Annotated in this window: 22 protein-coding genes, 1 tRNA gene and 1 pseudogene; 15 read left to right on the top strand and 9 right to left on the bottom strand. The window is 61.8% G+C overall.

Annotated features, from left to right (window positions below; translation table 11 throughout):
* Together AC0L26_RS26235 and AC0L26_RS26230 are read left to right on the top strand one after the other, a co-directional pair.
* Window positions 1-1,068 (top strand): annotated as a pseudogene (locus AC0L26_RS26235) (hypothetical protein); the annotation flags it as partial.
* Window positions 1,069-1,768: 700 nt separating this feature from the next.
* Complete coding sequence (locus AC0L26_RS26230; RefSeq protein WP_473635172.1) at window positions 1,769-2,194, top strand: DUF4145 domain-containing protein; 426 nt, start codon at window positions 1,769-1,771, stop codon at window positions 2,192-2,194.
* 65 nt (window positions 2,195-2,259) lie between these two features.
* Here AC0L26_RS26230 and AC0L26_RS26225 read toward each other — a convergent pair.
* From AC0L26_RS26225 to AC0L26_RS26215, 3 genes are all read right to left on the bottom strand, one after another.
* Window positions 2,260-2,334: transfer RNA gene (locus AC0L26_RS26225), tRNA-Glu, on the bottom strand.
* Window positions 2,335-2,520: 186 nt separating this feature from the next.
* Entirely contained in the window at window positions 2,521-3,681 is a 1,161-nt protein-coding gene (locus AC0L26_RS26220; RefSeq protein WP_473635182.1) for a YcbK family protein, read from the bottom strand.
* A gap of 336 nt (window positions 3,682-4,017) precedes the next feature.
* Window positions 4,018-5,853, bottom strand: a complete 1,836-nt coding sequence (locus AC0L26_RS26215; protein ID WP_473635171.1) for a PHA/PHB synthase family protein — start codon at window positions 5,851-5,853, stop codon at window positions 4,018-4,020.
* Between the two features lie 97 nt (window positions 5,854-5,950).
* Here AC0L26_RS26215 and AC0L26_RS26210 point away from each other — a divergent pair, with 97 nt between their 5' ends.
* The 5 genes from AC0L26_RS26210 to recJ all read left to right on the top strand — a co-directional run bounded on the left by AC0L26_RS26210 (window position 5,951) and on the right by recJ (window position 12,002).
* Window positions 5,951-6,358 carry a hypothetical protein gene (locus tag AC0L26_RS26210; protein ID WP_473635170.1) on the top strand — a complete coding sequence of 136 codons (408 nt, stop codon included), beginning with the start codon at window positions 5,951-5,953 and terminating at the stop codon, window positions 6,356-6,358.
* A gap of 75 nt (window positions 6,359-6,433) precedes the next feature.
* Window positions 6,434-7,651: an LL-diaminopimelate aminotransferase gene (locus tag AC0L26_RS26205; protein ID WP_473635169.1), complete on the top strand. Its 1,218-nt coding sequence runs from the start codon at window positions 6,434-6,436 to the stop codon at window positions 7,649-7,651.
* Window positions 7,652-7,698: 47 nt separating this feature from the next.
* Entirely contained in the window at window positions 7,699-9,012 is a 1,314-nt protein-coding gene (locus AC0L26_RS26200) for a homoserine dehydrogenase (RefSeq protein WP_473635168.1), read from the top strand.
* 142 nt (window positions 9,013-9,154) lie between these two features.
* The gene (gene glpX, locus AC0L26_RS26195) at window positions 9,155-10,138 is read left to right on the top strand and encodes a class II fructose-bisphosphatase (RefSeq protein WP_473635167.1); all 984 of its coding nucleotides are present in this window, start codon (window positions 9,155-9,157) and stop codon (window positions 10,136-10,138) included.
* 79 nt (window positions 10,139-10,217) lie between these two features.
* Window positions 10,218-12,002 (top strand): single-stranded-DNA-specific exonuclease RecJ, encoded by a 1,785-nt coding sequence (gene recJ, locus AC0L26_RS26190; protein ID WP_473635166.1) that lies wholly within the window; start codon window positions 10,218-10,220, stop codon window positions 12,000-12,002.
* A 48-nt stretch (window positions 12,003-12,050) separates the two neighbouring features.
* Here the strand turns inward: recJ and AC0L26_RS26185 are convergent, their stop codons facing one another.
* The 3 genes from AC0L26_RS26185 to folE form a co-directional block, all read right to left on the bottom strand.
* Window positions 12,051-12,989, bottom strand: coding sequence for a patatin family protein (locus tag AC0L26_RS26185; RefSeq protein ID WP_473635165.1), 939 nt, complete (start codon window positions 12,987-12,989; stop codon window positions 12,051-12,053).
* Window positions 12,990-13,073: 84 nt separating this feature from the next.
* Window positions 13,074-13,544, bottom strand: coding sequence for a phosphoribosyl-AMP cyclohydrolase (hisI, locus tag AC0L26_RS26180; protein ID WP_473635164.1), 471 nt, complete (start codon window positions 13,542-13,544; stop codon window positions 13,074-13,076).
* Window positions 13,545-13,682: 138 nt separating this feature from the next.
* Window positions 13,683-14,318 (bottom strand): GTP cyclohydrolase I FolE, encoded by a 636-nt coding sequence (folE, locus tag AC0L26_RS26175; RefSeq protein ID WP_352939238.1) that lies wholly within the window; start codon window positions 14,316-14,318, stop codon window positions 13,683-13,685.
* Between the two features lie 239 nt (window positions 14,319-14,557).
* Between folE and AC0L26_RS26170 the strand changes: the two genes are divergently transcribed.
* On the top strand, window positions 14,558-15,004 hold the full coding sequence (locus tag AC0L26_RS26170; RefSeq protein WP_354491555.1) for an iron-sulfur cluster assembly scaffold protein: 447 nt from the start codon (window positions 14,558-14,560) through the stop codon (window positions 15,002-15,004).
* On the opposite strand, the gene AC0L26_RS26165 is transcribed toward AC0L26_RS26170, so the two are convergent.
* On the bottom strand, window positions 15,001-15,915 hold the full coding sequence (locus tag AC0L26_RS26165; protein WP_473635163.1) for a LysR substrate-binding domain-containing protein: 915 nt from the start codon (window positions 15,913-15,915) through the stop codon (window positions 15,001-15,003). The two genes, AC0L26_RS26170 and AC0L26_RS26165, sit on opposite strands and share 4 nt — an antisense overlap.
* A gap of 91 nt (window positions 15,916-16,006) precedes the next feature.
* Between AC0L26_RS26165 and AC0L26_RS26160 the strand changes: the two genes are divergently transcribed.
* The 5 genes from AC0L26_RS26160 (at window position 16,007) to AC0L26_RS26140 (ending at window position 20,805) form a co-directional block, all read left to right on the top strand.
* On the top strand, window positions 16,007-16,186 hold the full coding sequence (locus tag AC0L26_RS26160) for a hypothetical protein (RefSeq protein WP_473635162.1): 180 nt from the start codon (window positions 16,007-16,009) through the stop codon (window positions 16,184-16,186).
* A gap of 98 nt (window positions 16,187-16,284) precedes the next feature.
* Window positions 16,285-16,659: a membrane protein insertion efficiency factor YidD gene (gene yidD, locus AC0L26_RS26155; RefSeq protein WP_473635181.1), complete on the top strand. Its 375-nt coding sequence runs from the start codon at window positions 16,285-16,287 to the stop codon at window positions 16,657-16,659.
* 130 nt (window positions 16,660-16,789) lie between these two features.
* Complete coding sequence (gene blaOXA / locus AC0L26_RS26150) at window positions 16,790-17,617, top strand: class D beta-lactamase (RefSeq protein ID WP_473635161.1); 828 nt, start codon at window positions 16,790-16,792, stop codon at window positions 17,615-17,617.
* 149 nt (window positions 17,618-17,766) lie between these two features.
* Window positions 17,767-19,743, top strand: coding sequence for a threonine--tRNA ligase (gene thrS / locus AC0L26_RS26145; protein ID WP_473635160.1), 1,977 nt, complete (start codon window positions 17,767-17,769; stop codon window positions 19,741-19,743).
* 123 nt (window positions 19,744-19,866) lie between these two features.
* Window positions 19,867-20,805: a lysophospholipid acyltransferase family protein gene (locus AC0L26_RS26140; RefSeq protein ID WP_473635159.1), complete on the top strand. Its 939-nt coding sequence runs from the start codon at window positions 19,867-19,869 to the stop codon at window positions 20,803-20,805.
* Between the two features lie 53 nt (window positions 20,806-20,858).
* Here AC0L26_RS26140 and AC0L26_RS26135 read toward each other — a convergent pair whose 3' ends face one another.
* Window positions 20,859-21,824 (bottom strand): hypothetical protein, encoded by a 966-nt coding sequence (locus AC0L26_RS26135; protein ID WP_352930731.1) that lies wholly within the window; start codon window positions 21,822-21,824, stop codon window positions 20,859-20,861.
* 155 nt (window positions 21,825-21,979) lie between these two features.
* Here AC0L26_RS26135 and AC0L26_RS26130 point away from each other — a divergent pair, with 155 nt between their 5' ends.
* Both AC0L26_RS26130 and AC0L26_RS26125 read left to right on the top strand, forming a co-directional pair.
* Window positions 21,980-22,564: a nitroreductase family protein gene (locus tag AC0L26_RS26130; RefSeq protein WP_473635158.1), complete on the top strand. Its 585-nt coding sequence runs from the start codon at window positions 21,980-21,982 to the stop codon at window positions 22,562-22,564.
* A complete protein-coding gene (locus AC0L26_RS26125) occupies window positions 22,565-23,173 on the top strand; it encodes a flavin reductase family protein (RefSeq protein ID WP_473635157.1) in 609 nt (202 codons plus the stop codon).
* Between the two features lie 91 nt (window positions 23,174-23,264).
* Here AC0L26_RS26125 and AC0L26_RS26120 read toward each other — a convergent pair whose 3' ends face one another.
* Window positions 23,265-25,178, bottom strand: a complete 1,914-nt coding sequence (locus AC0L26_RS26120; protein ID WP_473635156.1) for a hybrid sensor histidine kinase/response regulator — start codon at window positions 25,176-25,178, stop codon at window positions 23,265-23,267.
* Window positions 25,179-25,257: the final 79 nt, after the last annotated feature.

Here is a 25,257-nt window from a genome sequence, read left to right as displayed (position 1 = left end):
TTCGGATTGGACCCCTATCCGGTGCGCACGGGAACGGACACGGTCGACTATGACATGATCGACAGAGCCGTGGCTGCGGCGGTTGAATCGGGCATCCCGACCAGCAGCATCGTTCCGGTCTACCAGGCATTTGGCGGCGGCAATTGGGAAACTTCCGACGGCGGAAGACATGTCATGCCCACCGCCGAACAGCTGGAAACCATGATCGATCACTGGGGTGCGCTGGTTCAGTCACCCGCCTTCGACTATACCTACAAGTGGGGAACGCAGAACGGCGACACCGCGCTTGAAAGCTCCTCGGCACTGCAAGCCGTCTTCCGCGAGCACAACACCAGCAACACCGGGACCGCCACTGCCGACGCGTCCGATGACGGATCTGGCGCGACTGTCCCTGCCGACGCTAGCGACAGCAGCTCTACTGGGCACGCCGCTTCCGACGATACTACGGGCGATGGCAGTCCCACTGCGACTGCCCCCTCCCAACCGACGGTCAGTGACAATTCTAGTGGGACCGCTTCCGGCGCCACCACCAGCGATGGCAGTTCTGCTTGGGCTGCTTCCCACCACACGACCAGCCATGGCGGTTTTCATGCCCATGGTGATCATGCCCGCGACAGCGTGAGCGAGGGCAGCAGCGTCGACCGGTTGTTGACTGCGATGAGCCAAGCCTTTTCGGGCGGTTTGGAAAATGGGCCTTACGCCAACAAAACGGCCGGCAACGGGTTCGCCCACACCGTCGAGGGCAATGAAAATGTCGGCGCCCATGCCAGCAAGGGCGGCGGCGCCGAGAGCATGTTCGGCCGCAGAGCCAGCGACTCCTTCGACTTCAGCGGACTCCAGGAAAAGCTGCAGGACAAGCCCCACTTCAACCACGACTTCTTCGCTGGCCTCAAGTCGGGAGCGGGCTCATCCGACGCTCTGTCTGCTGGTACGGCTGCGCATGGCCGTTCCGACCATGTCAGCTACGACAGCTCGACCGGATCGCTCTCTCTCGACAGCGATGGGACGGGGGACGCAGCTCAAACGCAGCTCGCCAGCGATTTCCCATGGCAGCATCATTCGCTGTGACCTGAACGAGCTATCGGCAGGAAATTAGATCAGGCCCGGCCTTTGTTCACCTCGAAGAACATTGGCCGGGCCGCCCTCCGTGCCGGCCATCAATTATCCTCTCCAAAAATGCTGCGACGGAATAACGGACATGCTGGTGTAGCGTGGTCGCCCTCCGCAGTTGCTGCTCAAGTCCGGCATCCCCGCGTGCTGTCGTCGAGGCGATCCAAGGCTGACCAGACGCAGCGCTGGGGCCATCTCTACCTCCTGTGTCTGATACGGCCGGGCCGTTCGGGATCTCCGATGGCTGGCCCGCGACTTGCGTCGGTGCTCGTCGTCGGAGTATCGTCCGCTAGGCAGTGGGCTACTTGCATGACATCCGATACTTCTGAGGCCACTTTCATCAAGACAAAGTGCTCGCGGTGCGACGGCCTACGGAATTGCGACGTTCTGGGGCGGCACAGCGAGAGCGGCGGCGACGAGCACGTCGACTGGCACACGCAGTGGTATCTGCTGAGATGTCGAGGCTGCGAGCATGTCTTCGCGCAGAAGGTGAGCACCAACTCCGAGGACCTGTACTACAACGATGGTCCCGACGGATCCTACACTGAGCACGTGGAGGCGGTTACAACCTGGCCTGCTCAGCCCAAGCGCCCTGAGCCGAACTGGTTTAACGGACCCGGCGTCAATCTCGCGTTATTGACCGAGCTTTGGGCCGATAATGCGCGAGGTTTATTCCGCACTCGACGGGGAACTGAATGTGCTCGCTGCCATGGGAATGCGTATCGTATTCGACAAGGCGTCCCTCATTCTCGGAGTCGATCCGGAACTAACGTTCAAAGAGAAGCTGGATAGCCTCGTTGACGAGGACGATCAGCGGAGGCTGGAGACGTTAGTGGATGCTGGCAGCGCATCGGCGTACAGGGGCTGGCGACCGACGACCGACGACCTGAACACCATGATGGACGTGCTCGAGAACTTTATTCACGAGGCGTTTGTTGCGCCGCTTCGTAAGAAGCGCCTCGATGCCAGACTGGCTGCAATGAGGGCGAATGTGCCGGCTAGGCCCAAGGGGGCACGAGGCAAGCAGACTGAGGCGAAAGCGTTGGCCGCCTCCGATTCGCCTGTCATGTCACCCGGAAGTTAGCCTGCTGCTCTGGCAGCGGACCTGCAAGGTGGGGATTAAATAGCTGTTATTTAGGGGGAAAGTTCTGGTACGCCCAAGGGGAATCGAACCCCTGTTACCGCCGTGAAAGGGCGGTGTCCTGACCGCTAGACGATGGGCGCGCTCAGATGTGAGCGCTTATAGTTGCGTTGCACCAAACCGGCAACCCGTCTGCCGCTGCCTGCGACAACTTTTTTCAGTGGCCGCAAAAACCCACATTTTGGGCGATTTATCTCAGTTCCGCGCGGCAATGCATGCCGTCCACAGACGGCGCATTGCGAGCGTCCATAAACGAGAGGAGGAACCAGCTACCGCCGGCGGCGGCAGCGCCAGTTCCAGTCGCGCTCGGGGCCGACGTCGATGTGAACGGATTCGGTGTGGCAGTAGGTGCCGACGCCGCCGCGCCCGGGCATGCTGCGGATATAGCTTGCCAGTTGCGCTTTCGAGACGCCTGGGACCTGAATGTCGGTAGCGGCGCAATACATGTGCAGCGAATTCTTGGCGCCGTTGGCGCGACGATTGCGGGCCGGATCGCGGTAGCCGGAGGTGACGATCATCTTCTTGCCGTAGTGGCCCTCGATCGTCTTCAGCACGCGGACCAGCGACGGCTTGAGGCAGGCAACATCGACATTCTCGGTCTGCTTCAAAAGACCGTTGGGCGCCAGCCGGGCAAGGCCGGCAGCGGATGCCACCTGATAGGCGCCGCCTTCATCTTCGTTCAGATCGACGTCGCTCTCGTCGTCGAGGCCGGACTTGCGCTTGATCTCGAAGAGCGCGGTTTTGCGCACGCCAGGCAGCGCGTCGTCGGTAAAATGGCTGGTATCGCCGATCGAAGCCAGTTGCACCGGCTTTTCAACTGCTTTGGCCGAGGCCAAAGTGATGGTCGGCTTTGCCGCTTCCATCTTGGGCTGAGCGGTCGCCGGTTGCTCGCCCGACCTGTTGTTGACCTGCGGAGCAGGTGCCGCCGAGGCGGGCGTAGCGCTGAACAAGGAGGCGAGAAACCCCTTCTTCTTCGGCGCATAGGCCTGCGGCTCTGCGGCGGTCACATAGACCGGATTGTTCATCGCCGGCGCGGAGGCCTCGGCCTTGGACTTCGGCGCGGCCGTGCCGGCATCGGCCGTTTCTGTCTTCTGCCTAGCAGCGTTGGCCTTCTGCGTAGCCGCGTCGGCCTGCTCAACCGTCTGCGCGGGCTGTTCCTGTGGCTGCGGCGACTGGCCCGCAGTCGCCTCGGCGCCCGCAGGCGCCGTGACAGGGAAGCCGGCATCGGACTTGGCGCCTTCCTGGGGGGCTCCCGCCTGAATTCCAGGCTTGGCCATCGGCACATAAGCGACCTGCTCGGGAAGGCTTGCGTCGCCCTCGGCGGTCATCGTCATTTGTGAAGTCGTCATCTGCGACGACGATTCAGCGGCGACCTGTTGGCTGCCGGAAGCCGAGCTGGTGTCCGCAGCCGAGGCATTGTACCCCGGCATGCCGACGGACAGGGATGGGTCGCTGGCCGAGGTGCAGGACGCCAGGAGCACGGAGAAAAGCGCGGCCGCAATGGCGCGGCGTTCTCCCTTCGCGAGGCGCGATCCTGCTGATTTCAAAACAAAATTCCCCCTCGATGTCCGGCCGGTAAGTCATTGGCGGCGTCGAAACGTTTCGCCGAAATAAATCCTTGTCCCCGAACGGAAACGAGACCTGTGTCAAATCCGCAAGCCCTAAAATAATTCGACGGCTAGAGAAGAATCGGGAGAGCTTGAGGGTTGACGACACCATTTCGCCCTCTTTTACCGGCGCGTCAACTCACCACACATTACAGAAGGTTACACACGCACCTTGACATAGGTGCCCGGCGCATCGCCCAGGGTTTCCATGTGCTTGCCGGGTTTGCGGGCCGGCACACGGGTGTTGTCCCTGGCTTCGATCCAGCGTTGCCAGTGCGGCCACCAGGAGCCGGGATGGTTGGTGGCCTTGGCGAGCCACTGGTCGAAGTCGCCCGCCGGCTTGCCGCCAGTCCAGTAATGATATTTTTGCGCCGCCGGCGGATTGACGACGCCGGCGATGTGGCCGGAACCCGCCATGACGTAGTCGACCTCGCCGCCGAAATATTGCGAGCCGAGGAACACCGAAAGCGCCGGCGCGATGTGATCTTCCTTCGAGGCGAGGTTGTAGACCGGGATGGTGATGTCCTTCAGGGAAACTAAGCGGCCCGCCAGTTCCATCATGCCTTGCGAAAGTCTGTTATCGAGATAGCAATTGCGCAGGTAGAAGGAATGATTGGCCGCGCCCATGCGGGTCGAATCGGCGTTCCAGTAGAGCAGGTCGAAGGGCAGGGGATCCTTGCCGCGCATGTAGTTGTTGACGATATATGGCCAGATCAGGTCGCCCGAGCGCAGCATGTTGAAGGCGGTCGCCATCTTGGTGCCGTCGAGATAGCCTTTCTCGTTCATTGCCTTTTCGACCGCCGCGACCTGCTCCTCGTCGACGAACACCTTCAGGTCGCCGGCATGGGTGAAATCGACCTGCGTGGTGAAGAAGGTGGCCGATTTGATGCGGTCGTCGCCTTCCTGCGCCATCAGCGCCAGCGCCGCCGCCATGAGGGTGCCACCGACGCAGTAGCCGACCGCGTTAACGTCCTTTTCACCGGTCGCCTTTTCGATCGTATCCAGGCCGTATTGCAGGCCCTCCCGGATGTAGGCCTCCCAGCTCTTGGCGCCGTGCCGCTCGTCCGGATTGATCCAAGAGATGACGAAGACGGTGTGGCCCTGCTCGACCGCCCAGCGGATGAAGGATTTTTGCGGATTGAGATCGAGAATGTAGAATTTGTTGATCCATGGCGGGCAGATCAGCAGCGGCCGCTTGAGCACGGTCTCGGTCGCCGGATCGTATTGCAGGATCTCGGCGACATCGCTGCGGCCCACCACCTTGCCGGGCGTCGTCGCCAGGTTCTTGCCGATCTCGAAGGGCGAATAATCGGCCTGCCTCAGTTTCAGGTCGCCCTTTCCGGCGGCGATGTCCTCGGCCAGCATCTTCATGCCGCGCACCAGGTTTTCGCCATTCGAGGCGATGGTCTCGCGAAACAGTTCCGGATTGGTCAGGATGAAATTCGACGGCGAGATGGCGTTGGACACCTGCTTGACGTAGAAGCTGGCCTTGTGGCGGGTATGCTCGTCCAGGCCATCGGCGTGCTCGACCAGCTCGGCCGCCCAGCGCGAGGTGACGAGATAGGCCTGCTTGAGGAAATCGAAGAAAGCGTTGCGGCCCCATTCGGGGTCCTGGAAACGCTTGTCGCCGCGTTCGGGCTTGACCGCGTCTTCGGCATCTTCGCCGCCGGCGCTGAGGCGCTGGATGGAGTTGGCCCAGACGGTCATGTAGCCGGAGAACAGCCGCGTCTGCGCCTCCAGCGCGCGCTGCGGGTCGGCAAGCCAGTATTCGCTGAGCTTGGAGAAGGTTTTCACCATGTCGACGACTGGCTCGGCGACATGGTCGCGCACCTCGCCTTTTTCCCGCGGCTCGGCCCAGGCGGAGGCCGCCTTGCCGGCCTGCTCGATCACGCGTGCCATGTTCAAGGCGAAGCGTTCCGGGTCCTTCACCAGATATTGCTCGACGGTCGAAGGCTGGTCATCTTCCGCTTTGCCCGAATCGGGTGTTTTGGACATGGTGCGCGGGGTTCCTCCCGAAGCGTTTTCTTGACATATTATCATGAGACATCCGACAGGGTCCAACGCGCTCTATGCCGGATGCTAGGGAAACAATATGACGATTAATATTGGCGATAGCGTTTTTTCTTGCACTGATTTTTCCGGCGCTGGTCGTTTTTGCCGCCTGGGCGCGGCAATCGTCCTGCTGGCGGTCGCCGGCTGTTCGAGCACCAACATCGAGCGCCCCACGCCTGTCGCGGCTACCGACGGGCCGAAGGACACCGGCACCTATCCGAACCTGAACATTCCGCCGCAGGTGGCGGCGCAGCAATTCACCGACGCCGAAAAGGCTGCCAAGCTCGCCCAGTTGAAGGGTGACGAGCAGGCGCAGGGCTCGAAGGGCGGTGCGGTCAAGGTGACGAACCCGGCGACGCTGAACGCGCTGGCAAGGCAGCACGGCGCCGATGCGCTGAAGCAGATCGGAGCCAACTGCGATCCCGCCCTCGACCCTACCTGCAAATAAGGTTATATCGCGCGACCGAAAACCACCTCTGGAATTGACCCCACCTCTGGAATTGACCCCACCTCTGGAATTGACATGGAAGAATTTCACAAGGTCCGCCGGCTTCCGCCCTATGTCTTCGAGCAGGTCAACCGGCTGAAGGCCAGTGCGCGTTCGCGCGGCGCCGACATCATCGACCTCGGCATGGGCAATCCGGATCTGCCGACGCCCAAGGCCATCGTCGACAAATTGTGCGAGGTCGTGCGCGATCCGCGCACGCATCGTTACTCCTCGTCGCGCGGCATTCCGGGCCTGCGCCGGGCCCAGGCCAATTACTATGCCCGCCGTTTCGGCGTGAAACTCGATCCGGACACCCAAGTGGTGGCGACGCTGGGCTCGAAGGAAGGTTTTGCCAATATGGCGCAGGCGATCACCGCGCCCGGCGACGTGATCCTGTGCCCCAACCCGACTTATCCGATCCACGCTTTCGGTTTCATCATGTCGGGTGGCGTCATCCGCTCTTTGCAGGTGGAGCCGGACGACGGCTTCATTCCGGCGCTGGAGCGCGGCATCCGCCATTCGATCCCGAAACCGCTGGCGTTGATCCTCAATTACCCGTCGAATCCGACGGCGCAGGTCGCCTCGCTCGATTTCTACAAGGACGTGGTGGCCTTCGCCAAGAAGAACGACGTCATCATCCTGTCGGACCTTGCCTATTCGGAAATCTATTTCGACGGCAATCCGCCGCCCTCGGTGCTGCAGGTGCCGGGCGCGATCGACGTGGCGGTCGAGTTCACATCGATGTCGAAAACCTTTTCCATGCCCGGCTGGCGCATGGGTTTTGCCGTCGGCAATGAGCGGCTGATCTCGGCGCTGACCAGGGTCAAGTCCTATCTCGACTATGGTGCCTTCACGCCGATCCAGGTGGCTGCCGCGCACGCGCTCAACGGCGACGGCGCCGACATCGCCGAAGTGCGCGACATCTACCACAAGCGCCGCGACGTGATGGTCGATGCCTTCAGCCGCGCTGGCTGGACGGTTCCCGCACCCGCGGCGTCGATGTTTGCCTGGGCGCCGATCCCGGAGCCGTTCAAGCATCTCGGTTCGCTCGAATTCTCCAAGCTTCTGATCGAGCACGCCGACGTGGCGGTGGCGCCGGGCGTCGGCTTCGGCGAGCATGGCGACGATCATGTGCGCATCGCGCTGGTCGAGAACGAGCACCGGATCCGGCAGGCGGCGCGCAACATCAAGCGCTTCCTGGCTTCCAGCGCCAAGCAGCCCAACAATGTGGTGCCGCTCGCCGCGCATCGTTGAGTTGTCTGATATCATATCGACCAAATATTTGAGGGGCGTCGCCGGACATGGCTGAAGCGTTGCGTGTTGGAATTGCCGGTCTCGGCACCGTCGGCGCGTCGGTGGCGCGCGTGCTGCGCGACAAGGCGGCGGAACTGACGCGGCAATGCGGCCGCGAGATCGTCGTTTCGGCCGTTTCGGCCCGCGACCGCAATCGCGACCGCGGTGTCGATCTCGGCGCCGCCAGGTGGTTCGACGATCCGGTAGGAATGGCGCAGACCGCCGACATCGATGTCTTCGTCGAGCTGATCGGCGGCGACGAGGGACCGTCACGATCGTCGGTGAAAGCGGCGCTCGAAGCCGGCCGTCACGTCGTCACCGCCAACAAGGCACTGCTCGCCAAGCATGGCGTGGCGCTGGCCGAGGCCGCCGAGAAGAAGGGCGTGTTGCTCAATTACGAGGCGGCGGTAGCGGGCGGTATTCCGGTCATCAAGACGATGCGCGAGGCGATGGCCGGCAATTCGGTTACCCGTGTCTTCGGCATCCTCAACGGCACCTGCAACTATATTCTGACCCGGATGGAAGCCGAGGGCATCTCGTTCGACGCCTGCCTGAAGGACGCGCAGCGGCTGGGCTATGCCGAGGCCGATCCGACCTTCGACATCGAGGGCCACGACACCGCGCACAAGCTGTCGATCCTGACCAGCCTTGCCTTCGGCACGAAGATTGCCGCCAACGACATCTACATGGAAGGCATTTCCAACATCAGTCAGGCCGACATCCGCGCAGCCGGCGATCTCGGCTACCGGATAAAACTGCTTGGCGTCGCACAGCGCACGGAGAGCGGCATCGAACAGCGCGTGCATCCAACCATGGTGCCGACGGCCTCGGTCATCGCGCAGGTGCATGGCGTCACCAATGCGGTGGCGATAGAAACCGACATCCTTGGCGAGCTGTTGCTCTCCGGTCCCGGTGCCGGCGGCAATGCCACCGCATCGGCGGTGGTCGGCGATATTGCCGATATCGCCAAGAGCCGGCCCGGTTTCCAGCACGGTCCGGTTTTCGGCCTGCCGGCGAAGGAGTTGCGACCTTACAAGAAGGCGCAGATGCGCAGCCATGCCGGCGGCTACTTCATCCGGCTGACCGTGCACGATCGCATCGGCGTCTTTGCCGCAATAGCCAAACGCATGGCCGACAACGACATTTCGCTGGAATCGATCGTACAGCATGCAGCCGGGCCGGATACCGCACTGCAGAAGACGGTGATCCTCGTCACCCACGAGACGACAGAAGCCGCGGTGCGCAAGGCCGTCGACGGCATCACCAGGGACGACCATCTGACCGACAAGCCGCAGGTGATCCGCATCGAGCGGGCGGGATAGGGATTTTCTCTTTCTCCTTCAATCGATTGATATTGTTGCGTTTTCAAAAAAGAGCCGCTCAGGTCTTGCTGTTGCCATGGAGCTTTGACACAACCAGCGCGCCTCTGGCGGGAGGCAATGTACCAACGAGGATCTTTCACCGATGAACGTTGCCCAGAACATCGTCGCCGGCCTCGACCGGATACTCACCATGGAGCTGGTGCGCGTTACCGAACGTGCGGCGGTCGCGGCCGCCAGGTTGCGCGGACGCGGCGACGAAAAAGCCGCCGACCAGGCCGCAGTCGACGCAATGCGAGAAGAGCTCAACCGCCTCGCCATCAATGGCACGGTGGTGATCGGCGAGGGCGAGCGCGACGAGGCGCCGATGCTGTATATCGGCGAAGAGGTTGGCTCCGGTAAAGGCCCGGCGGTCGATATCGCGCTCGATCCGCTCGAAGGCACGACGATCTGCGCCAAGAACCTGCCCAATGCGCTGGCCGTCATCGCGATTGCGGAGAAGGGCAGCCTGCTGTTTGCGCCCGACGTCTATATGGACAAGATCGCCGTCGGCCCGGGCTATGCGGACGGCGTCATCGACATCGATGCCTCGCCGGCCGAAAATATCGCCAGCCTGGCCAAGGCCAAAGGCGTGCCGGTGTCGGAGATCACCGCCTGTATCCTCGACCGGCCGCGCCATGGCAGGCTGATCGAGGCCGTGCGCGCCACGGGCGCTGCTATCCGGCTGATCGGCGATGGCGATGTCGCCGGCGTCATCCACACCACCGACCCTGATGAGACTGGTATCGACATCTATCTCGGCGCCGGCGGCGCCCCGGAGGGCGTTCTGGCGGCGGCAGCATTGCGCTGTACGGGCGGCCAAATGCTGGGTCGACTGATCCTCGATACGCCGCAGAAGGTGGAGCGCGCGGCCAAGATGGGCATTTCCGACCCGAAGCGGGTCTACCGCACGCAGGACATGGCGCGCGGCGACGTGCTGTTTGCGGCAACCGGCGTAACCGACGGCAACATGCTGGCCGGCGTCAAGTTCGGCCGCAATTCCATCACCACGCACACGATCGTGCTGCGCTCGTCATCGCGCACGGTGCGCGAGATCAAGGCGCGGCACCAGGATCTGGAAAAGTTCTGATTCGCCAGATTTAGCCGTCGCATATTGTGAGAGCCGTCGCATATTGTGAGAAATGACAATTTTGCAGCCGGCGCGTCATATGACGGGCGAAAACCGTATCTTCCTCGATGTCAGGCAGTCGGCATCAGGTGTTTCCTGGGAACACCGGCTGACCGAGCGGCAGGACATGACTGCGCTTGCCATAGCGCAAGGCTATGGCGTGCCGGATATTGTCGCGCGCGTCCTTGCCGGGCGCGGCGTGACCGCCGAGCAGACCGAGCGGTTCCTTGATCCGACCATCCGCGACCTTCTGCCAAACCCGGCGTCGCTGACCGACATGGACAAAGCCGCTGCCCGCATCGCCGAGGCGGTCGTCGCCAGGGAAAAGGTCGCGATCTTCGGCGATTACGATGTCGATGGCGCGGCCTCGTCGGCGTTGCTCAAGCGGTTTCTCACGCATTTCTGCGTGCCATCGGAGATCTACATACCGGACCGTATCTTCGAGGGGTACGGCCCTAATCCGGAAGCCATGCGCGAACTCGTCTCGCGCGGCGCGACGCTGATCGTTACCGTCGATTGCGGCACCAACAGCGCCGTTTCCATCGACGCGGCGAAGGCTGCCGGCGCCGATGTCGTGGTGCTCGACCATCACCAACTCGGCGGTCCGTTGCCGGCGGCGGCAGCGGTCGTCAATCCCAATCGCGAGGACGACCTTTCGGGGCAGGGCCATCTTTGCGCCGCCGGCGTCGTCTTCCTGGCTCTGGTGCAGACGGCGAAGGTCCTGCGCGGCCGCTTGCCGGATGCAACCCCGCCGGACCTGCTTGGCTTGCTCGACCTCGTGGCGCTGGCGACCGTCTGCGACGTGGTGCCGCTGACCGGCGTCAACCGCGCCTTCGTGGTCAAGGGGCTGCAGATGGCACGCCAGCAGAGGAACGAAGGGCTGGCGGCGCTGGCGCGGGTCTCGCGCATCGGCGAGCCGGTCAGCACCTTCCATCTGGCCTATCTGATCGGCCCGCGCATCAATGCCGGCGGGCGCATCGGCGACGCGGCGCTCGGCAGCCGGCTGCTCGCCACCGACGATCCTGTCGAGGCCCGCACCATTGCCGAGACGCTGGACCGGCTCAATCAGGAGCGGCAGCAGATGGAGCTGGAAATGCTGGCCGCTGCACGGGTCGAGGCCGATGCCGAGCTTGCCGGCGGCAATGGGCCCGCCATCGTCGTTACCGCCAGCTCCAATTGGCATCCGGGCATCGTCGGCCTGCTGGCCTCGCGGCTCAAAGACCATGCGCGCCGGCCAGCCTTTGCCATCGCCTTCAACGCCAATGGCATCGGCACGGGTTCAGGCCGTTCAGTGTCGGGCTTCGACCTTGGCCGGTTGGTGCGCGAGGCTGCCGATGCCGGGCTGATCGTCAAAGGCGGCGGCCATGGCATGGCGGCCGGCATTACCGTGGAGCGGGCGAACCTTGGCGCGCTGAGAGCCTTCTTCGAAGAACGAGCGGCGGCCGACGTGTTTCGGCTGCAAGGCGAAGAAAGCCTGGCGATCGACGGTGCGCTGGCCGCCGAAGGCGCGACGCTCGGCCTGCTCGATGCGCTGGAGAAAGCCGGCCCATTCGGTGCCGGGCATGTCGCGCCGATCTTCGCGCTGCCGCGCCATCGCCTTGCCGATGCAAGGCCGGTCGGCACCAATCACATCCGCGCCGAGTTGCAGTCGGAAAGCGGCGGCCGCATCCAGGCGATCGCGTTCCGCGCTGTCGATACGGCGCTCGGTGAATTCCTGTTCAAGAACAGGGGCAAACCGGTGCATGTCGCCGGTTCACTGTCGGGCAATCACTGGAACGGCAACCGCACGGTGCAGTTCCGCATCGTCGACGCCGCGTTGGCTTGAGCGAGGTTCGCAACAGCCGCCAGCCGTCAAAGTCACTATATCGAGGAACTAAGCCAAAACCGCCTGCAGCCGGGCAAGCTCGCCGATCTGGGCCATCGTTACCTGATAACCTATGCTGATAGCCTCGTCGGCGCGGTGGAATTCGGTCAGGCCGATATGGCTGAGCTTCGGCTGCAGCGACATGTCAGGTGGGTCCCCGGCAAGCCGCGCTCGCGAAATACGATCTTGGATGATGTTGAAGGCCTCGATCATGACGCCGGTGATGCCGAGCCGTGTTTGGTACTGGTGCCCTTCGTCGACGACCAGTTCGCCGGCGCTGTGCTTGATGACGGCAGCGCGGCCGAACAGATCGTAATGAAGGTTCACAGCGACTACGAGCGGCTGTTCGTAGGCCCGACAGACCGAGACCGGAACCGGATTGACCAGGGCGCCATCGACCAGCACGCGTCCGTTGCAAGTGACCGGCTCGAACACCCCGGGCAGCGCGTACGAGGCGCGCATGGCCGTGGTCAGTGAGCCGCTCGACAGCCAGATTTCATGGCCGGTGCGGATCTCCGTAGCAATGCAGACGAAAGGCTTGGGTAAATCCTCGAAACGGACGCCGGCCATATGCTCGCGCAGCCGTGCATCGAGCTTCATGCCGCCGAACAGGCCGCTGCCACGCAGATTGAGATCGAGAAGACCGAAAATGCGCCGCCTGGTCAGGCTTCTGGCAAATTCTTCCAGCTCATCCAGTTTGCCGGCAAGGTAGCAGCCACCGACCAGCGCGCCGATCGAGGTACCGGCGATCATCGACACTTCGATACCGGCTTCGTCGAGCGCCCGCAGCACGCCGATATGGGCCCAGCCGCGCGCGCAGCCGCCGCCCAATGCCAGCGAAATGCCTGTTTTCTTGGCGGGCTTCGTTTCGGATGCGCCGGCGGACGATGACAGGCCGTTGGCCTCTCGAACGTCCAGCCTGTTGCGCGATGACGCCCATTCGAGCATCACAATCTCCCTTGTCCGTCGGCCAACATACAGGCTGGCCGTATCGAAATCATGAATATACGTTGTTGCAGTTCGGCGAATGGTTCATTTGGATGGTTCATGCGGCTTTCGATACATTTCTTTCGCATCGAACAGCGGCTTGCTGCCGTCGCTGGCAAGCGTCCCTTTGCCGTCGATCAGTCCCACCGTCCGATAGAAGCAGGAACGTCGGCCGGTGTGGCAGGTTGCGTCGTGGCCCATCACTTTGACGCGCAACCATATGGCGTCCTGGTCACAATCCGTGAGCATCTCGACGACTTTCTGGAGGTTCCCGGACGTTTCGCCCTTTTTCCACAGAGCGCTGCGCGAGCGCGACCAGTAGTGGGCGATGCCGGTTTCAAGCGTCAGCGCCAGCGCTTCGGCGTTCATGTGCGCGACCATCAGCAGCATGCCGTCCTCGGCATCCGTGACGACGACGGTGACGAGCCCATTGGAATCGAAGCGCGGCGAAAAGACCGTGCCTTCTTCCAGTGCCTTCTTGTCTGATGGAGCGTTCGGAAATTCCACTGCCGACATCGGCGGTCCTTATTCAGAGCCTCGTCCATTCCGATTGAATCGGAATGAACGAGGCTCTGTCTTCTTGTTTGGCCATGATCTAATCCGAGAACCGGTTCCCACTTCTCGGGATCATGGCTAGCAACCGGCGAGGATCGTTTAGCCCCTGCCGCCACGCACCATGGTGACGAAACGGACCTGTTCCTCGGGCGTGTCCTTGAAGACGCCTGTGAAGGTCGAGGTCAGCGTGGTGGAGCCCTCCTTGCGGATGCCGCGCATGGCCATGCACATATGCTCGGCTTCGAGCATGACGGCGACGCCGCGCGGAGCCAGCACATCCTGTATGACGCCTGCGATCTGGGCGGTCATGGCCTCCTGGGTCTGCAGGCGCTGGGCGAAGATATCGACGACGCGTGCGATCTTGGACAGGCCGACAACCTTGCCGTCCGGCAAATAGCCGACATGCGCCTTGCCGATGATCGGCACCATGTGGTGCTCGCAATGCGAATGGAATGTTATGTCCTTGACAAGAACAAGGTCGTCATAGCCGGCGACTTCCTCGAAGGTGCGGCCGAGTTCCTCGGCCGGGCACTTGTCGTAGCCGCCGAACATTTCGCGATAGGCCTTCACCACACGCTTTGGCGTATCGACCAGGCCCTCCCGGTCCGGATTGTCGCCGGCCCAACGCAACAGCGTGCGAACTGCGGCCTCGGCTTCGGCTTCGGTCGGCCGGTCGGTGACCGGTTTTTCCAGATAGGCGGACGGGGGCATGAATTTCTTGATGACGGCATCCATAAAGGCGTCTCCCGTAGTTCCCCTCTCAGGAGGAACGAGTTGAACGGACCACGACCTTTCGGGTGTTAGAAACGTGCCCTGTTTCCAGCCCGTAAGCGGCGTGAACTGATTGAGCAGGACGAGGTCGTTTGGTTACCTTGTCCATACCCGACTACCAGCATTATATATGATCGTACCGAGCGAAAGGAAGACCATCAGCGGCAATCGCTGTTCGCTCGGCGGCGACGGATTGGAAAAATATGATCGACGACGTCTACAATGCGAAAATTCTGGGATTTGCCGGGAATATCGCGCGGATCGGCCGGCTCGACCGTCCCGATGCAACCGCGCGCGCGCATTCCAAGCTGTGCGGCTCGACGGTGACCGTCGATCTGAAGATGGATGACGGCGTCGTCACCGATTTCGCCCATGACGTTAAAGCCTGCGCGCTTGGCCAGGCGTCGTCCTCGATCATGGCGCAGCACGTCATCGGCGCCAGCGCGGATGAATTGCGCAGTGTTCGCGAGACGATGCTGAAAATGCTGAAGGAAAATGGCGCGCCGCCGGAAGGTCGCTTTGCCGATCTCAGATATCTCGAACCGGTGCGCGACTATAAGGCGCGCCATGCCTCGACCATGCTGACTTTCGATGCGGTGGTCGACGCGATCGGCCAGATCGAGAAGAAGCGCGCCGAACAGGCGGCCTAAACCTCTGCAAGAAAACGCCGGTTTTCAGCGAATTCCGCCCGGATCCAGTCGGCAAAAGCCCGGGCCGGCTCGGAAAGGTCGTTCAGGCTTCTGGCCACCAGCCAATAGGCACCGGACGCGACGTCGATGTCGAAAGGCTTGATCAGCGCGCCGGACGCAAGTTCTGCGCCGATCTGCAAAAGATCGCCCAGCGCGACACCATGTCCAAGCAAGGCCGCCTGCTTCGAAAGCGAAGCATCCGCCAGCATCGGGCCACGCGCAGGCACGGCTTCAGCGGTCACGCCGGCCGCTTCGAACCAGCGCGCCCAGCCCTGGCGGCTTTCTTCGTGCAGCAATGTATAGCGACCAAGGTCGATCGGCTTTTCCAAAGCGGGGCCGGATGCAAGAAGCGCCGGCGACAGAACCGGTGAATCGACGACCGAGGCAAGCTGTTCGGCCTCGCTGCGTGGCCATGAGGTGGCGTGCGCGCTGAAGCGTAAGGCAAGTTCGGGCTGATCGCTGCGGAACTCTATTAATCTCGGGTCGACCTCCAGGGAAACGTCGATATCGGGTCGCAACTCGCGGAATCGGTTGAGCCGCGGCACCAGCCATACGGATGCAAGCGACGGCTCGACGCTGACACGGACCACGGACTGCGCCGGGGAGACGGCCAACTCCGAAAGCAGTCGGTCGATATCGTCGAAGCTCCTGACGAGCTGGCCAAGCAGCTGCCGGCCCGCATCGGTCAGTTCGACGCTACGATGGTGGCGTAAGAACAGGGGCTGGCGCAGGAAGGTTTCGAGCTCGCGTATCTGGCGGCTGATCGCCGCCTGCGAAACATAGAGCTCTTCGGCAGCGCGGCTGAAGCTCAGGTGGCGGCCAGCCGCCTCGAAGCTTCTGAGAGCCGTCAGAGGGAGGCGTCCGCGCTTCATTCGCATAATCTCAAGTTATCCAACTAGGAAATTATACTCGTTTGAGGACGAAGGCCAGCAGCGTTCTAATCGGCGTCGAAGGAGATCAGCCGTGAACGAGTTCCTGACTATTTTCGGCGACGTGGTGCGGATCGTGACCTTTCAATATCAATCGACAAGACATCAATTGCCAAGACCGGCGCGTACCGAATTCGATGGAAATCGGCGATCCGAACCGGATTCGCCTCAGACGATTCACCCGATCGGCCGCGCGACCCCGCGCGGTCGTTGAAATGCCAATCGGAAGCGTCTGGAAAATCGAAGAAAACATTGCTTTCCCCGGCCAACGTCCACATCTATCGACAGCAGGAAGAAAACACCGGGATTGCTATGAGCGACGAGCACCGACATGCGCATGCCGCGTTGGCGGCGCCGCGCGGGCGCAACTGGCCGGGTCCGTGGCGCAAGACGCCAGGCCGAATCCTCGGCACGTCGCTCGTGCGCTTTTACCAGCTGACGCTGTCCGGTTTTGTCGGCAATTCCTGCCGGCATCTGCCGACCTGTTCCGAATACGCGCACGAAGCGATCGCCCGCCACGGCCTGTGGGCCGGCGGCTGGATGGGGCTTTTCCGCGTGCTGCGCTGTGGGCCGTTCGGCACGCATGGCATCGACCGGGTGCCGGAGGTACTGGAGGACCGCTATCTATGGTTCACGCCCTGGCGGTACTGGCGGATCGGAAAAAAGCGCAGTGATCCGGAAAGCTGATGGCGGGAGGGGCAATCAGGCAGGATCTTTACGATTTGCTAAGCTTAACCGCACGTTGCGCATTTAAGACAAAATCGAGACAAGACGCCTCGCTAAGCCGCTCCTGACAGCCCTCAGGAGAGTTTGCCAAATGCGTGAGATAGACCGTCGTCCATTCGTCTTCGCCGTGGTTCTCTACCTTCTGGCCTGGTTTTTGGGTTTTCCGATGCGCGCTCAATCCGCGCCGCTGAGGGACGTCGAATGCACGCTGATCCTGGATGCTGCAAGCAGCGAAACGCTGTATCGGCAAGGCGTTTGCGACCAGCGCTTCAGTCCCGCTTCGACGTTCAAGGTCCCATTGGCGCTGATCGGCTACGACGCGGGAGTCCTGATCGACGAGCACAGGCCGAGTTGGGACTACAAGCCTGAGTTCAATGCGGTGAAGCGGGACCAGAAAACCGTCGACCCGACGATCTGGGAAAGGGACTCGGTGCTGTGGTTTTCGCGAGAAATCACCCGCCGGCTCGGCAGCGAGCGCTTCGCCGGCTACGTGTTGAAGTTCGACTACGGCAATTCGGATGTCTCCGGCACTGCCGGTAAGAACGATAGCCTCACTCGGTCCTGGGTGAACTCTTCCCTCAAAATATCGCCCGTGGAACAGGTCGATTTCCTGCGCCGGCTGCTCGACCGCAAACTGCCCGTTTCGGACAAGGCCCACGCCATGACCGAAGCGATCTTGCCGACCTTCCAGGCAGGTGGCTGGACCGTACAAGGCAAGACCGGGACCACCAGGCTTGGCAACGACGCCGACAAGGTCAAACGCTCGCTTGGCTGGTTTGTCGGCTGGGCGCAAAGAGATGGTCGCAAGATCGTCTTTGCCCGCCTGGTGGTCGATACGAAACGATCCGACACGCCCAAGGGCCTCAAGACGCGGGCGGTATTCCTGAAAGAACTGCCGAATCTCATCAAACAAGAGTAAGCGATCGCCCATTCGCCTTTACGGCACGGGAATCTGCCCATAAAAGACTGCCGCCGGACGCATCCGGTGGCCCTAAAACCGCTGCGCACTTTTGGGCCACATGCATTTCACCACCCGCGCTCGTTTGCGGGACTGGATAGGAGAACTCTATGCTGAATTCCGTTTCCCTGACATTTCCCGATGGCTCCGTCCGCGACTACGAGGCGGCGATGACCGGCGCCGGCCTGGCGGAATCGATCTCGAAGTCGCTGGCCAAGAAGGCCGTGGCCTACTCGATCGATGGCGTTGTACGCGATCTTTCAGATCCGCTCGGCAAGTCCGGCAAGATCGAGATCATCACCCGCGATGACCCACGCGCGCTTGAGCTCATCCGCCACGACGCAGCACATGTGCTGGCCGAGGCCGTGCAGGAATTGTGGCCGGGTACGCAGGTGACCATCGGCCCAGTAATCGAGAATGGCTTCTACTACGACTTTGCCCGCAACGAGCCGTTCACGCCCGACGATTTTCCGGTGATCGAGAAGAAGATGCGCGAGATCATAGCGCGCAACAAGCCGTTCACCAAAGAGGTCTGGTCGCGCGAAAAGGCGAAAAAAGTCTTTGCCGACAAGGGCGAGCGCTACAAGCTCGAGCTAATCGACGCTATCCCGGAGGATCAGGATCTAAAGATCTATGCGCAGGGCGACTGGTTCGACCTCTGCCGTGGTCCGCACATGGCCTCGACCGGGCAGATCGGCAACGCTTTCAAGTTGATGAAGGTGGCCGGCGCCTATTGGCGCGGCGATTCGAACAATCCGATGCTGACGCGCATCTACGGCACGGCCTGGGCAGACCAGGTACAGCTCGAAGCCTATCAGACGATGCTGGAGGAAGCCGAAAAGCGCGATCACCGGAAACTCGGCCGCGAGATGGACCTGTTTCATTTTCAGGAAGAGGGGCCGGGCGTCGTCTTCTGGCATGCCAAGGGCTGGAGGATGTTCCAGAACCTGGTCAACTACATGCGCCGCCGCCTTGACGAGCAAGGCTATCAGGAGGTCAACGCGCCGCAGGTGCTCGACAAGAGCCTGTGGGAGACGTCGGGCCACTGGGGCTGGTACCGGGACAATATGTTCAAGGTGACGGTTGCTGGCGACGACACCGACGACGACCGGGTGTTTGCGCTGAAGCCGATGAACTGCCCCGGCCACGTCCAGATATTCAAGCACGGGCTGAAGTCCTACCGCGATCTGCCGGTAAAGCTTGCGGAATTCGGCAATGTACATCGCTACGAGCCGTCCGGCGCGCTGCACGGGCTGATGCGCGTGCGCGGTTTTACCCAAGACGATGCCCACATCTTCTGCACCGAGGAACAGCTCGCCGACGAGTGCATCAAGATCAACGACCTGATCCTGTCGACCTATGCCGATTTCGGCTTCGACGAAATCACCGTCAAGCTGGCGACCCGCCCCGAAAAACGGGTCGGCACCGACGCGATGTGGGATCATGCCGAGGGCGTGCTGCAGGACGTGCTCGACAAGATCGCGGCGCGGTCGGGCAATCGGATCAAGACGGGCGTCAATCCGGGCGAGGGCACGTTCTACGGGCCGAAGTTCGAATATGTGCTCAAGGACGCCATCGGCCGCGACTGGCAATGCGGTACCACGCAGGTTGATTTCAACCTGCCGGAGCGTTTTGGCGCCTTCTACATCGGCTCCGATTCGGAAAAGAAGCAGCCTGTTATGGTGCATCGCGCTATCTGCGGTTCGATGGAGCGGTTCCTCGGTATCCTTATCGAGAATTATTCGGGCCATTTCCCGCTGTGGTTCGCACCGTTGCAGGTGGTGGTGGCGACGATCACCTCCGATGCCGACGATTACGCCCAAAAGGTCGTGGCGCAGTTGAAGGCGGCGGGGCTGCTGGCGGAAGCCGATCTTCGCAACGAGAAGATCAACTACAAGGTCCGCGAGCACAGCCTGGCCAAGGTTCCGGTCATCCTCGTCTGCGGCAAACGCGAGGCGGAGGAAGAGACGGTCAACATCCGCCGGCTCGGCTCGCGCGACCAGGAATCGCTTGGCCTTGGCCAGGCGGCGGCAATGCTTGCCGAAGAGGCGGTGACGCCCGACCGCAGGCGCAAGCAAGCAGCCTGAGTTTCAGCCAGATCATCTACGAATGGCGGAGGAGCGATCCACCGCCGTTTTCATATGCCCCACCGTTTTCATATGCCCCGCCATTTTCATATGCTTGTCACGCCAGCCTTGTAACGAGCCTTCATGCTTAAGCTGAAGATGCGCGAAAGACCGTTCCCCGAGCTTTCCTACGCCAGTCCGCATCAGCCGGCATTGACGCGCTGGTTCATCGATTCCATCGAAGGCCTGTCCGGCCGCGATCGTTTCGCGGCGCTCTATGATTTTTGGCGTCGCCATGTGGTGCCGGCCGGCGAGCGCGTGTTCAGCCGCATGCTGGAGTTGATCGACGTCAAAGTGCGGACCGCCGGCCAATGGCCGCCGGCAAGGCTGCCCGACACGCCGCTGGTGATCGTCGCCAATCATCCATTCGGCATCGGCGACGGTATTGCGGTGCTCTCGCTGGCCGAGCAGCTTCAGCGCCCGTTCCGCGTCATGATCCACAAGGATCTGCTCAAGATCCGCGAGATGGAGCCCTATTCGCTGCCGATCGATTTTTCCGAGACCAAGGACGCGTTGAAGAACAACATGGCGGTGCGTCATGAGGCGGTGCGGCTGCTGAAAGAGGGCGTTATCATCGTCGTCTTCCCGGCGGGCGGCGTTGCCACCGCGCCGAAAGGTTTCGGCCGGGCGCGCGATCTGCCATGGAAGATGTTCCCGGCCCGTCTCGTCCAGGATGCCAAGGCATCGGTCATTCCGATGCACTTTTCCGGTCAGAACGGCCGGCTGTTCCACCTGGTCAGCGGACCGATGAACATGGCCGAGCGTGACGGACGCGTGGCGAAGTTCGTCGGCAAGGCTTCGCTGACGCTGCGCATCTCACTGCTCATCCATGAGTTCGCGCGGCTGTCCGGCAAATCGATCGAGGTGCGTGTAGGTGATGCGCTGGAATGGGACGAACTGGAGCCGCTGCGCGACCGCAAGGCCTTGCTCGCCCGCCTCCATCGTGGCGTTTTCGACCTGGCGCCCGCCGAACCGCGCGACCGCGGCCAAATCCTGCCGCGACGCATGCGCAAGGCTGCCTGATCGGTCAAATCATAGGCTGCTGGACGCCAAACCCGCACGACACTTCGGATAGTTTAGTCGGCGCCTTCCTGGGGATCGATCGCCGAGGCCTCGGTGGCGAGGACCTCGATTTCCTTGTTCTGCCCGGCCACGACCGTCAAATCCTGCTGGTAGATGCGGTCGCGGTTCTTGGCGATGATGGTGTAGTCGCCCTCGGCCAGCACCATCGAGGCAAAGGCGCCGACGGTTTCCTTGATGGGATCGCCGGATTCGTTGAGCAACGACCAGGACGTGTCGGCAATCGCCTCTCCGCCCGGCTCGCGCACCAGCTTCATAGTCATCTCCGCCGCATGATGCTCGACCGCCGCTTCGGTCAGCTTGCCGGCCTCGACGCGGATGTCGGAGCGGATGACGGCATTCACCGAGCCGTAGGTCGAGACGACGTGGTAGACGCCCGCGTTCAGCCGCACGACACTGTTCGGCTCGACGTCGGGTATGATCAGGGCGCGATCGTGATTGGCTTCGGCTTGGCCCTCATAGATCGAAAAGCGCAGTTTCTTCGGTGGTATCCGCACGCCGCCCGACAGCACGGCATCGAGCTTCAGGCCGCCGGCATCGAGCACGAGGCTTTCGCGCTTGGCGTCCTTGCCGACGGTAATGCGCTTGGTTGCGCCGGCTCGGCCGTAGGAGGCATGGACCAGATAGCTGCCGGGCTCGAGCTGAAACACCGCGCTGCCGCCATGGGCGGAAGCGACCATCGGCAGCTTGCCGTCGCCGGTCGGTTCAGGCTTGAAGACGCGCCAGACGATGCCGCGCGTGATATCGGCGCCCTTGTCCGTCAATTGCGCAGACAGCGTGATCGCCCCGCTGCTCCCCAGTGCCAGCGATTTCTCGTTGCTCGGAGACGCATAGCTCGAAATTCCGGGAAGCTTTAGATCGCTAAGGCCGTCCACATCCTGCGCGACGGCGGACGAAACCGGCACCATGAACAGTGCGGTGCCAAGCCAGATTGGGAAAAGACGCAGGAATCCCTCAAACATGCCTTGCTTTGAAGCCCAAGGCGGTGGCAATTTCAAGGCTTAAGAGTCCGGACCGAGTCTGCTTCGAGCTCTACTGTCCGGCGCGCCGCGCCAATGCCCAAGCCGCCCGATGTCCGATGGTGCGCTTCAGCTCAAATCCTAGGAGACTTGCGCCTATGGCGTCGCCGATCATCGACTTTCTGCTGACCCGAAATTCCGCGCCGATCCCGGAGTTGAAGGAACCGGCGCCCAGCGACGCCGACATCGCGACGATGATTGCCGCCGCCTCGCGGGTGCCGGACCATGGCCGGCTGGAACCTTGGCGCTTCATTCTCTACCGGGGCGAGGCACGCGTCGAGATCGGCAAGAAGTTGGCAGTCCTTGCCGAACAGCGCGAAGGGCCGCTGCCGGAGGCCCGCCGCAACCAAGAACTGGCGCGTTTTTCGCGCGCGCCGCTGGTGATCGGCGTAGTATCGAGCCCGAAGGAAAACCCAAAAATCCCGCAATGGGAGATGTTCCTGTCGGGCGGCATGGCGGCGATGAACCTGATGATATCAGCCAATGCGCTGGGTTATGGGACCAACATGATCAGCAACTGGTATTCCGATGTGCCGGAGGGTAGGGCGATCCTGGGGCTGGCGCCGCACGAGCGCGTTGTCGGTTTCGTCCATATCGGCTCCTACCAAGGGCCAGCGCCGGAGCGGCCGCGGCCCGATCCGGCAAAATTCTACGCCGATTATGCAGGACCCTGGGTGGGCTGAATGTTCTACGAGCCGGCTAAGGGTCATGGGCTGCCGCATGACCCGTCCAAAGCGATCGTAGCGCCGCGGCCGATCGGCTGGATCTCGACGGTGAACAAGGCCGGCGAGGTCAATCTCGCCCCCTACTCCTTCTTCAACGCATTTTCGACCAGACCCTTCATCGTCTGGTTCTCGTCCGAAGGCGAGAAGGACAGTGCCACCTTCGCCGAAGAGACAGGTGAGTTCGTCGCCAACCACGTCAGCCGCGATCTCGCTGAAAAAATGGCCCGCACGGCGGTCGATGCGCCGCGCGGCGTCAGCGAATTCGACTATGCCGATCTCGTCATGGCGCCTTCGCGCCTCGTTGCGCCGCCCCGCGTGGCGGCGGCGCCGGCGGCGCTCGAATGCCGGGTGACGGAAATCCTGCGGCCAAAGGCGCTGGATGGAACGCCGACCAGCGCTGTCGTCGTTGCCGGCGAGGTTGTCGGCGTGCATATCGACGATGCGTTCCTGAACGACGGCCTGTTCGATATCGTCAAGGCGGGCAATGTCGGCCGTCTCGGCTATATGGATTATGCCAGTGTCAGCGAGATCTTTTCGATGCGCCGGCCTCATTGGGGAAGAGATTAGGGCTGGGGAAGAGATTAGGGCTGGGATAGAATTAAGCACTTGGTTCTTGAAGGCCGGCTCGCTCACCTTCCAGCAGTTGGTTATCTGGTGGCTAAACGGCAGTGCTGGCTATCGCGCTCGCTAATTCGTGCTCTGTGAACGGCTTGCTGAGAATCTTCATCTCCCGAGCACCCGGCAGCTCAGCGTAGCCTGTCGCTATGATTACGGGAACATTCGGCCACTTATCCTTGATTGCATCGAACAGCTGTAGGCCAGTCATCTTCGGCATCGCGTGGTCCGTTATGACGAGATCGAACGACTGCTCCTCCAACAGTCGAAGCGCTGCCGTTGCCGAATGCGCCTCCGCAACCGTATGCCCAAGGTCCTCAAGCATGGCAGCGGTATTCAACAGCACCAGGGCATCGTCATCCACTGCCAGGATTCGCAGAGGGGCCACCTCGGTGGTTTGCTGGCTGAGGACGTCCTGCTCGCGCGCGAGATCTGAGGTCGTGGCAGCCACCGGCAGCCACATTTCCGCGGTCGTGCCTGCTCCCTTGCGGCTCCGGAGAAGCAGGCGCCCGCCCATCTGTTCCATCATCCCATGCACCATCGAGAGACCCAGGCCGGTTCCCTTGCCAACGCCTTTTGTGGTGAAGAACGGTTCCGTCGCGCGGGCAAGCGTCTCCTCGTCCATTCCTTCGCCGGTGTCAGTTATTGAGAGGCAGACGTATTGCCCTGGTGCCAAACCAGCATCCTGGCTTTGGCCGGCGCTTTCCTGCCGGGCGGAGATCAAGATCGTCCCACCGTCGGGCATGGCGTCCCTGGCGTTGACGCAGAGATTAAGCAGTGCGAGTTCGATTTGGCTTTCATCAACCATGACCTGGTTGAGCGAAAGCGGAAATTTGGTCTCTATAATAGCCCTGGAGCCTAGCGACCGCTCCAACAACTCCTTCATTCCCTGTATCAGCCCAATGATTTCGACAGGCTTTGGGTCGAGCTGCTGCCGCCGGGCAAAAGCCAGCATGCGCTGCGTCAACGACGCGCCCCGCTGTGCGCCGAGCACGGCATTGTCGAGGAGACGCAATAACTGTGGATCGTCGGGCAGCCGTTTGCGAAGCAACGCGAGGCTACCCAAAACCGCCATCAGCAGATTGTTGAAGTCGTGAGCGACGCCGCCTGTCAGCTTGCCGATCGCATCCATCTTTTGTGAATGGAAGAGAGCCTCACGCGCCTGGTCCAATGACTCCTGCGCCTTCTTGCGTTCGGTGATGTCGCGCGTGATCTTCGCAAATCCCAGGATCTTGCCGTCCTCGTCCCGAATTGCATCGATGACCACGTGTGACCAGAACCTGGTGCCGTCCTTGCGTACCCGCCAGCCTTCCCGTTCAACGCGTCCATCACGAGCAGCGGTCTCCAGCGCACGCTGCGGACTGCCTCGCTCACGATCTTCCGGCGTATAGAACTGCGAAAAGTGCTTGCCGATTATTTCATCTGCCGAATAGCCTTTGATGCGCTCTGCGCCCGAGTTCCAGCTCGTGATTATTCCTTCAGGGTCGAGCATATAGATCGCATAGTCCGTCACGCCCTGAATCAGACGTTGAAACTGCTCCTGGCTTTTGCGCAGTTCCTCCTCGGCTTTCTTTCGCTCGGTAAGATCGCGGGTGACTTTGGCGAAGCCGGTCAATTGGCCGCTAGGGTCGCGGATCGGATCAATTACGACATGAGCCCAGAAACGAGTCCCGTCGCGGCGGACCCGCCAGCCTTCGCTCTCGAACTTGCCCTCGCGGGCTGCTATTTCCAGTGCCTGCGCGGGCAGACGGCTTTCCCGATCCTCAGCTGTATAAAAAAGTGAGAAATGCTGACCAATGATCTCGCCGGAGAAATAGCCTTTGAACCGCTCGGCGCCTGCGTTCCAGCTGTTCACGATCCCGGAGGGATCCAGCATATGGATTGCATAGTCGGTGACGGCCTGGACGAGAGTGCGATAACGATCCTCGTCGCCGACATTGGTTGTCCGTTGGATCATTCCCCCATCCATCTTCTTGGCTTAACCATACAAAATGCCATCGCGCAGCATTGGTTCCCGGCGACGTTCAAGAGCAATG

The organism is Mesorhizobium sp. WSM4823 (genome assembly GCF_055811195.1).
The sequence above is the reverse complement of the archived record's forward strand: the minus strand, read 5'-3'. Positions and strand labels throughout refer to the sequence as shown.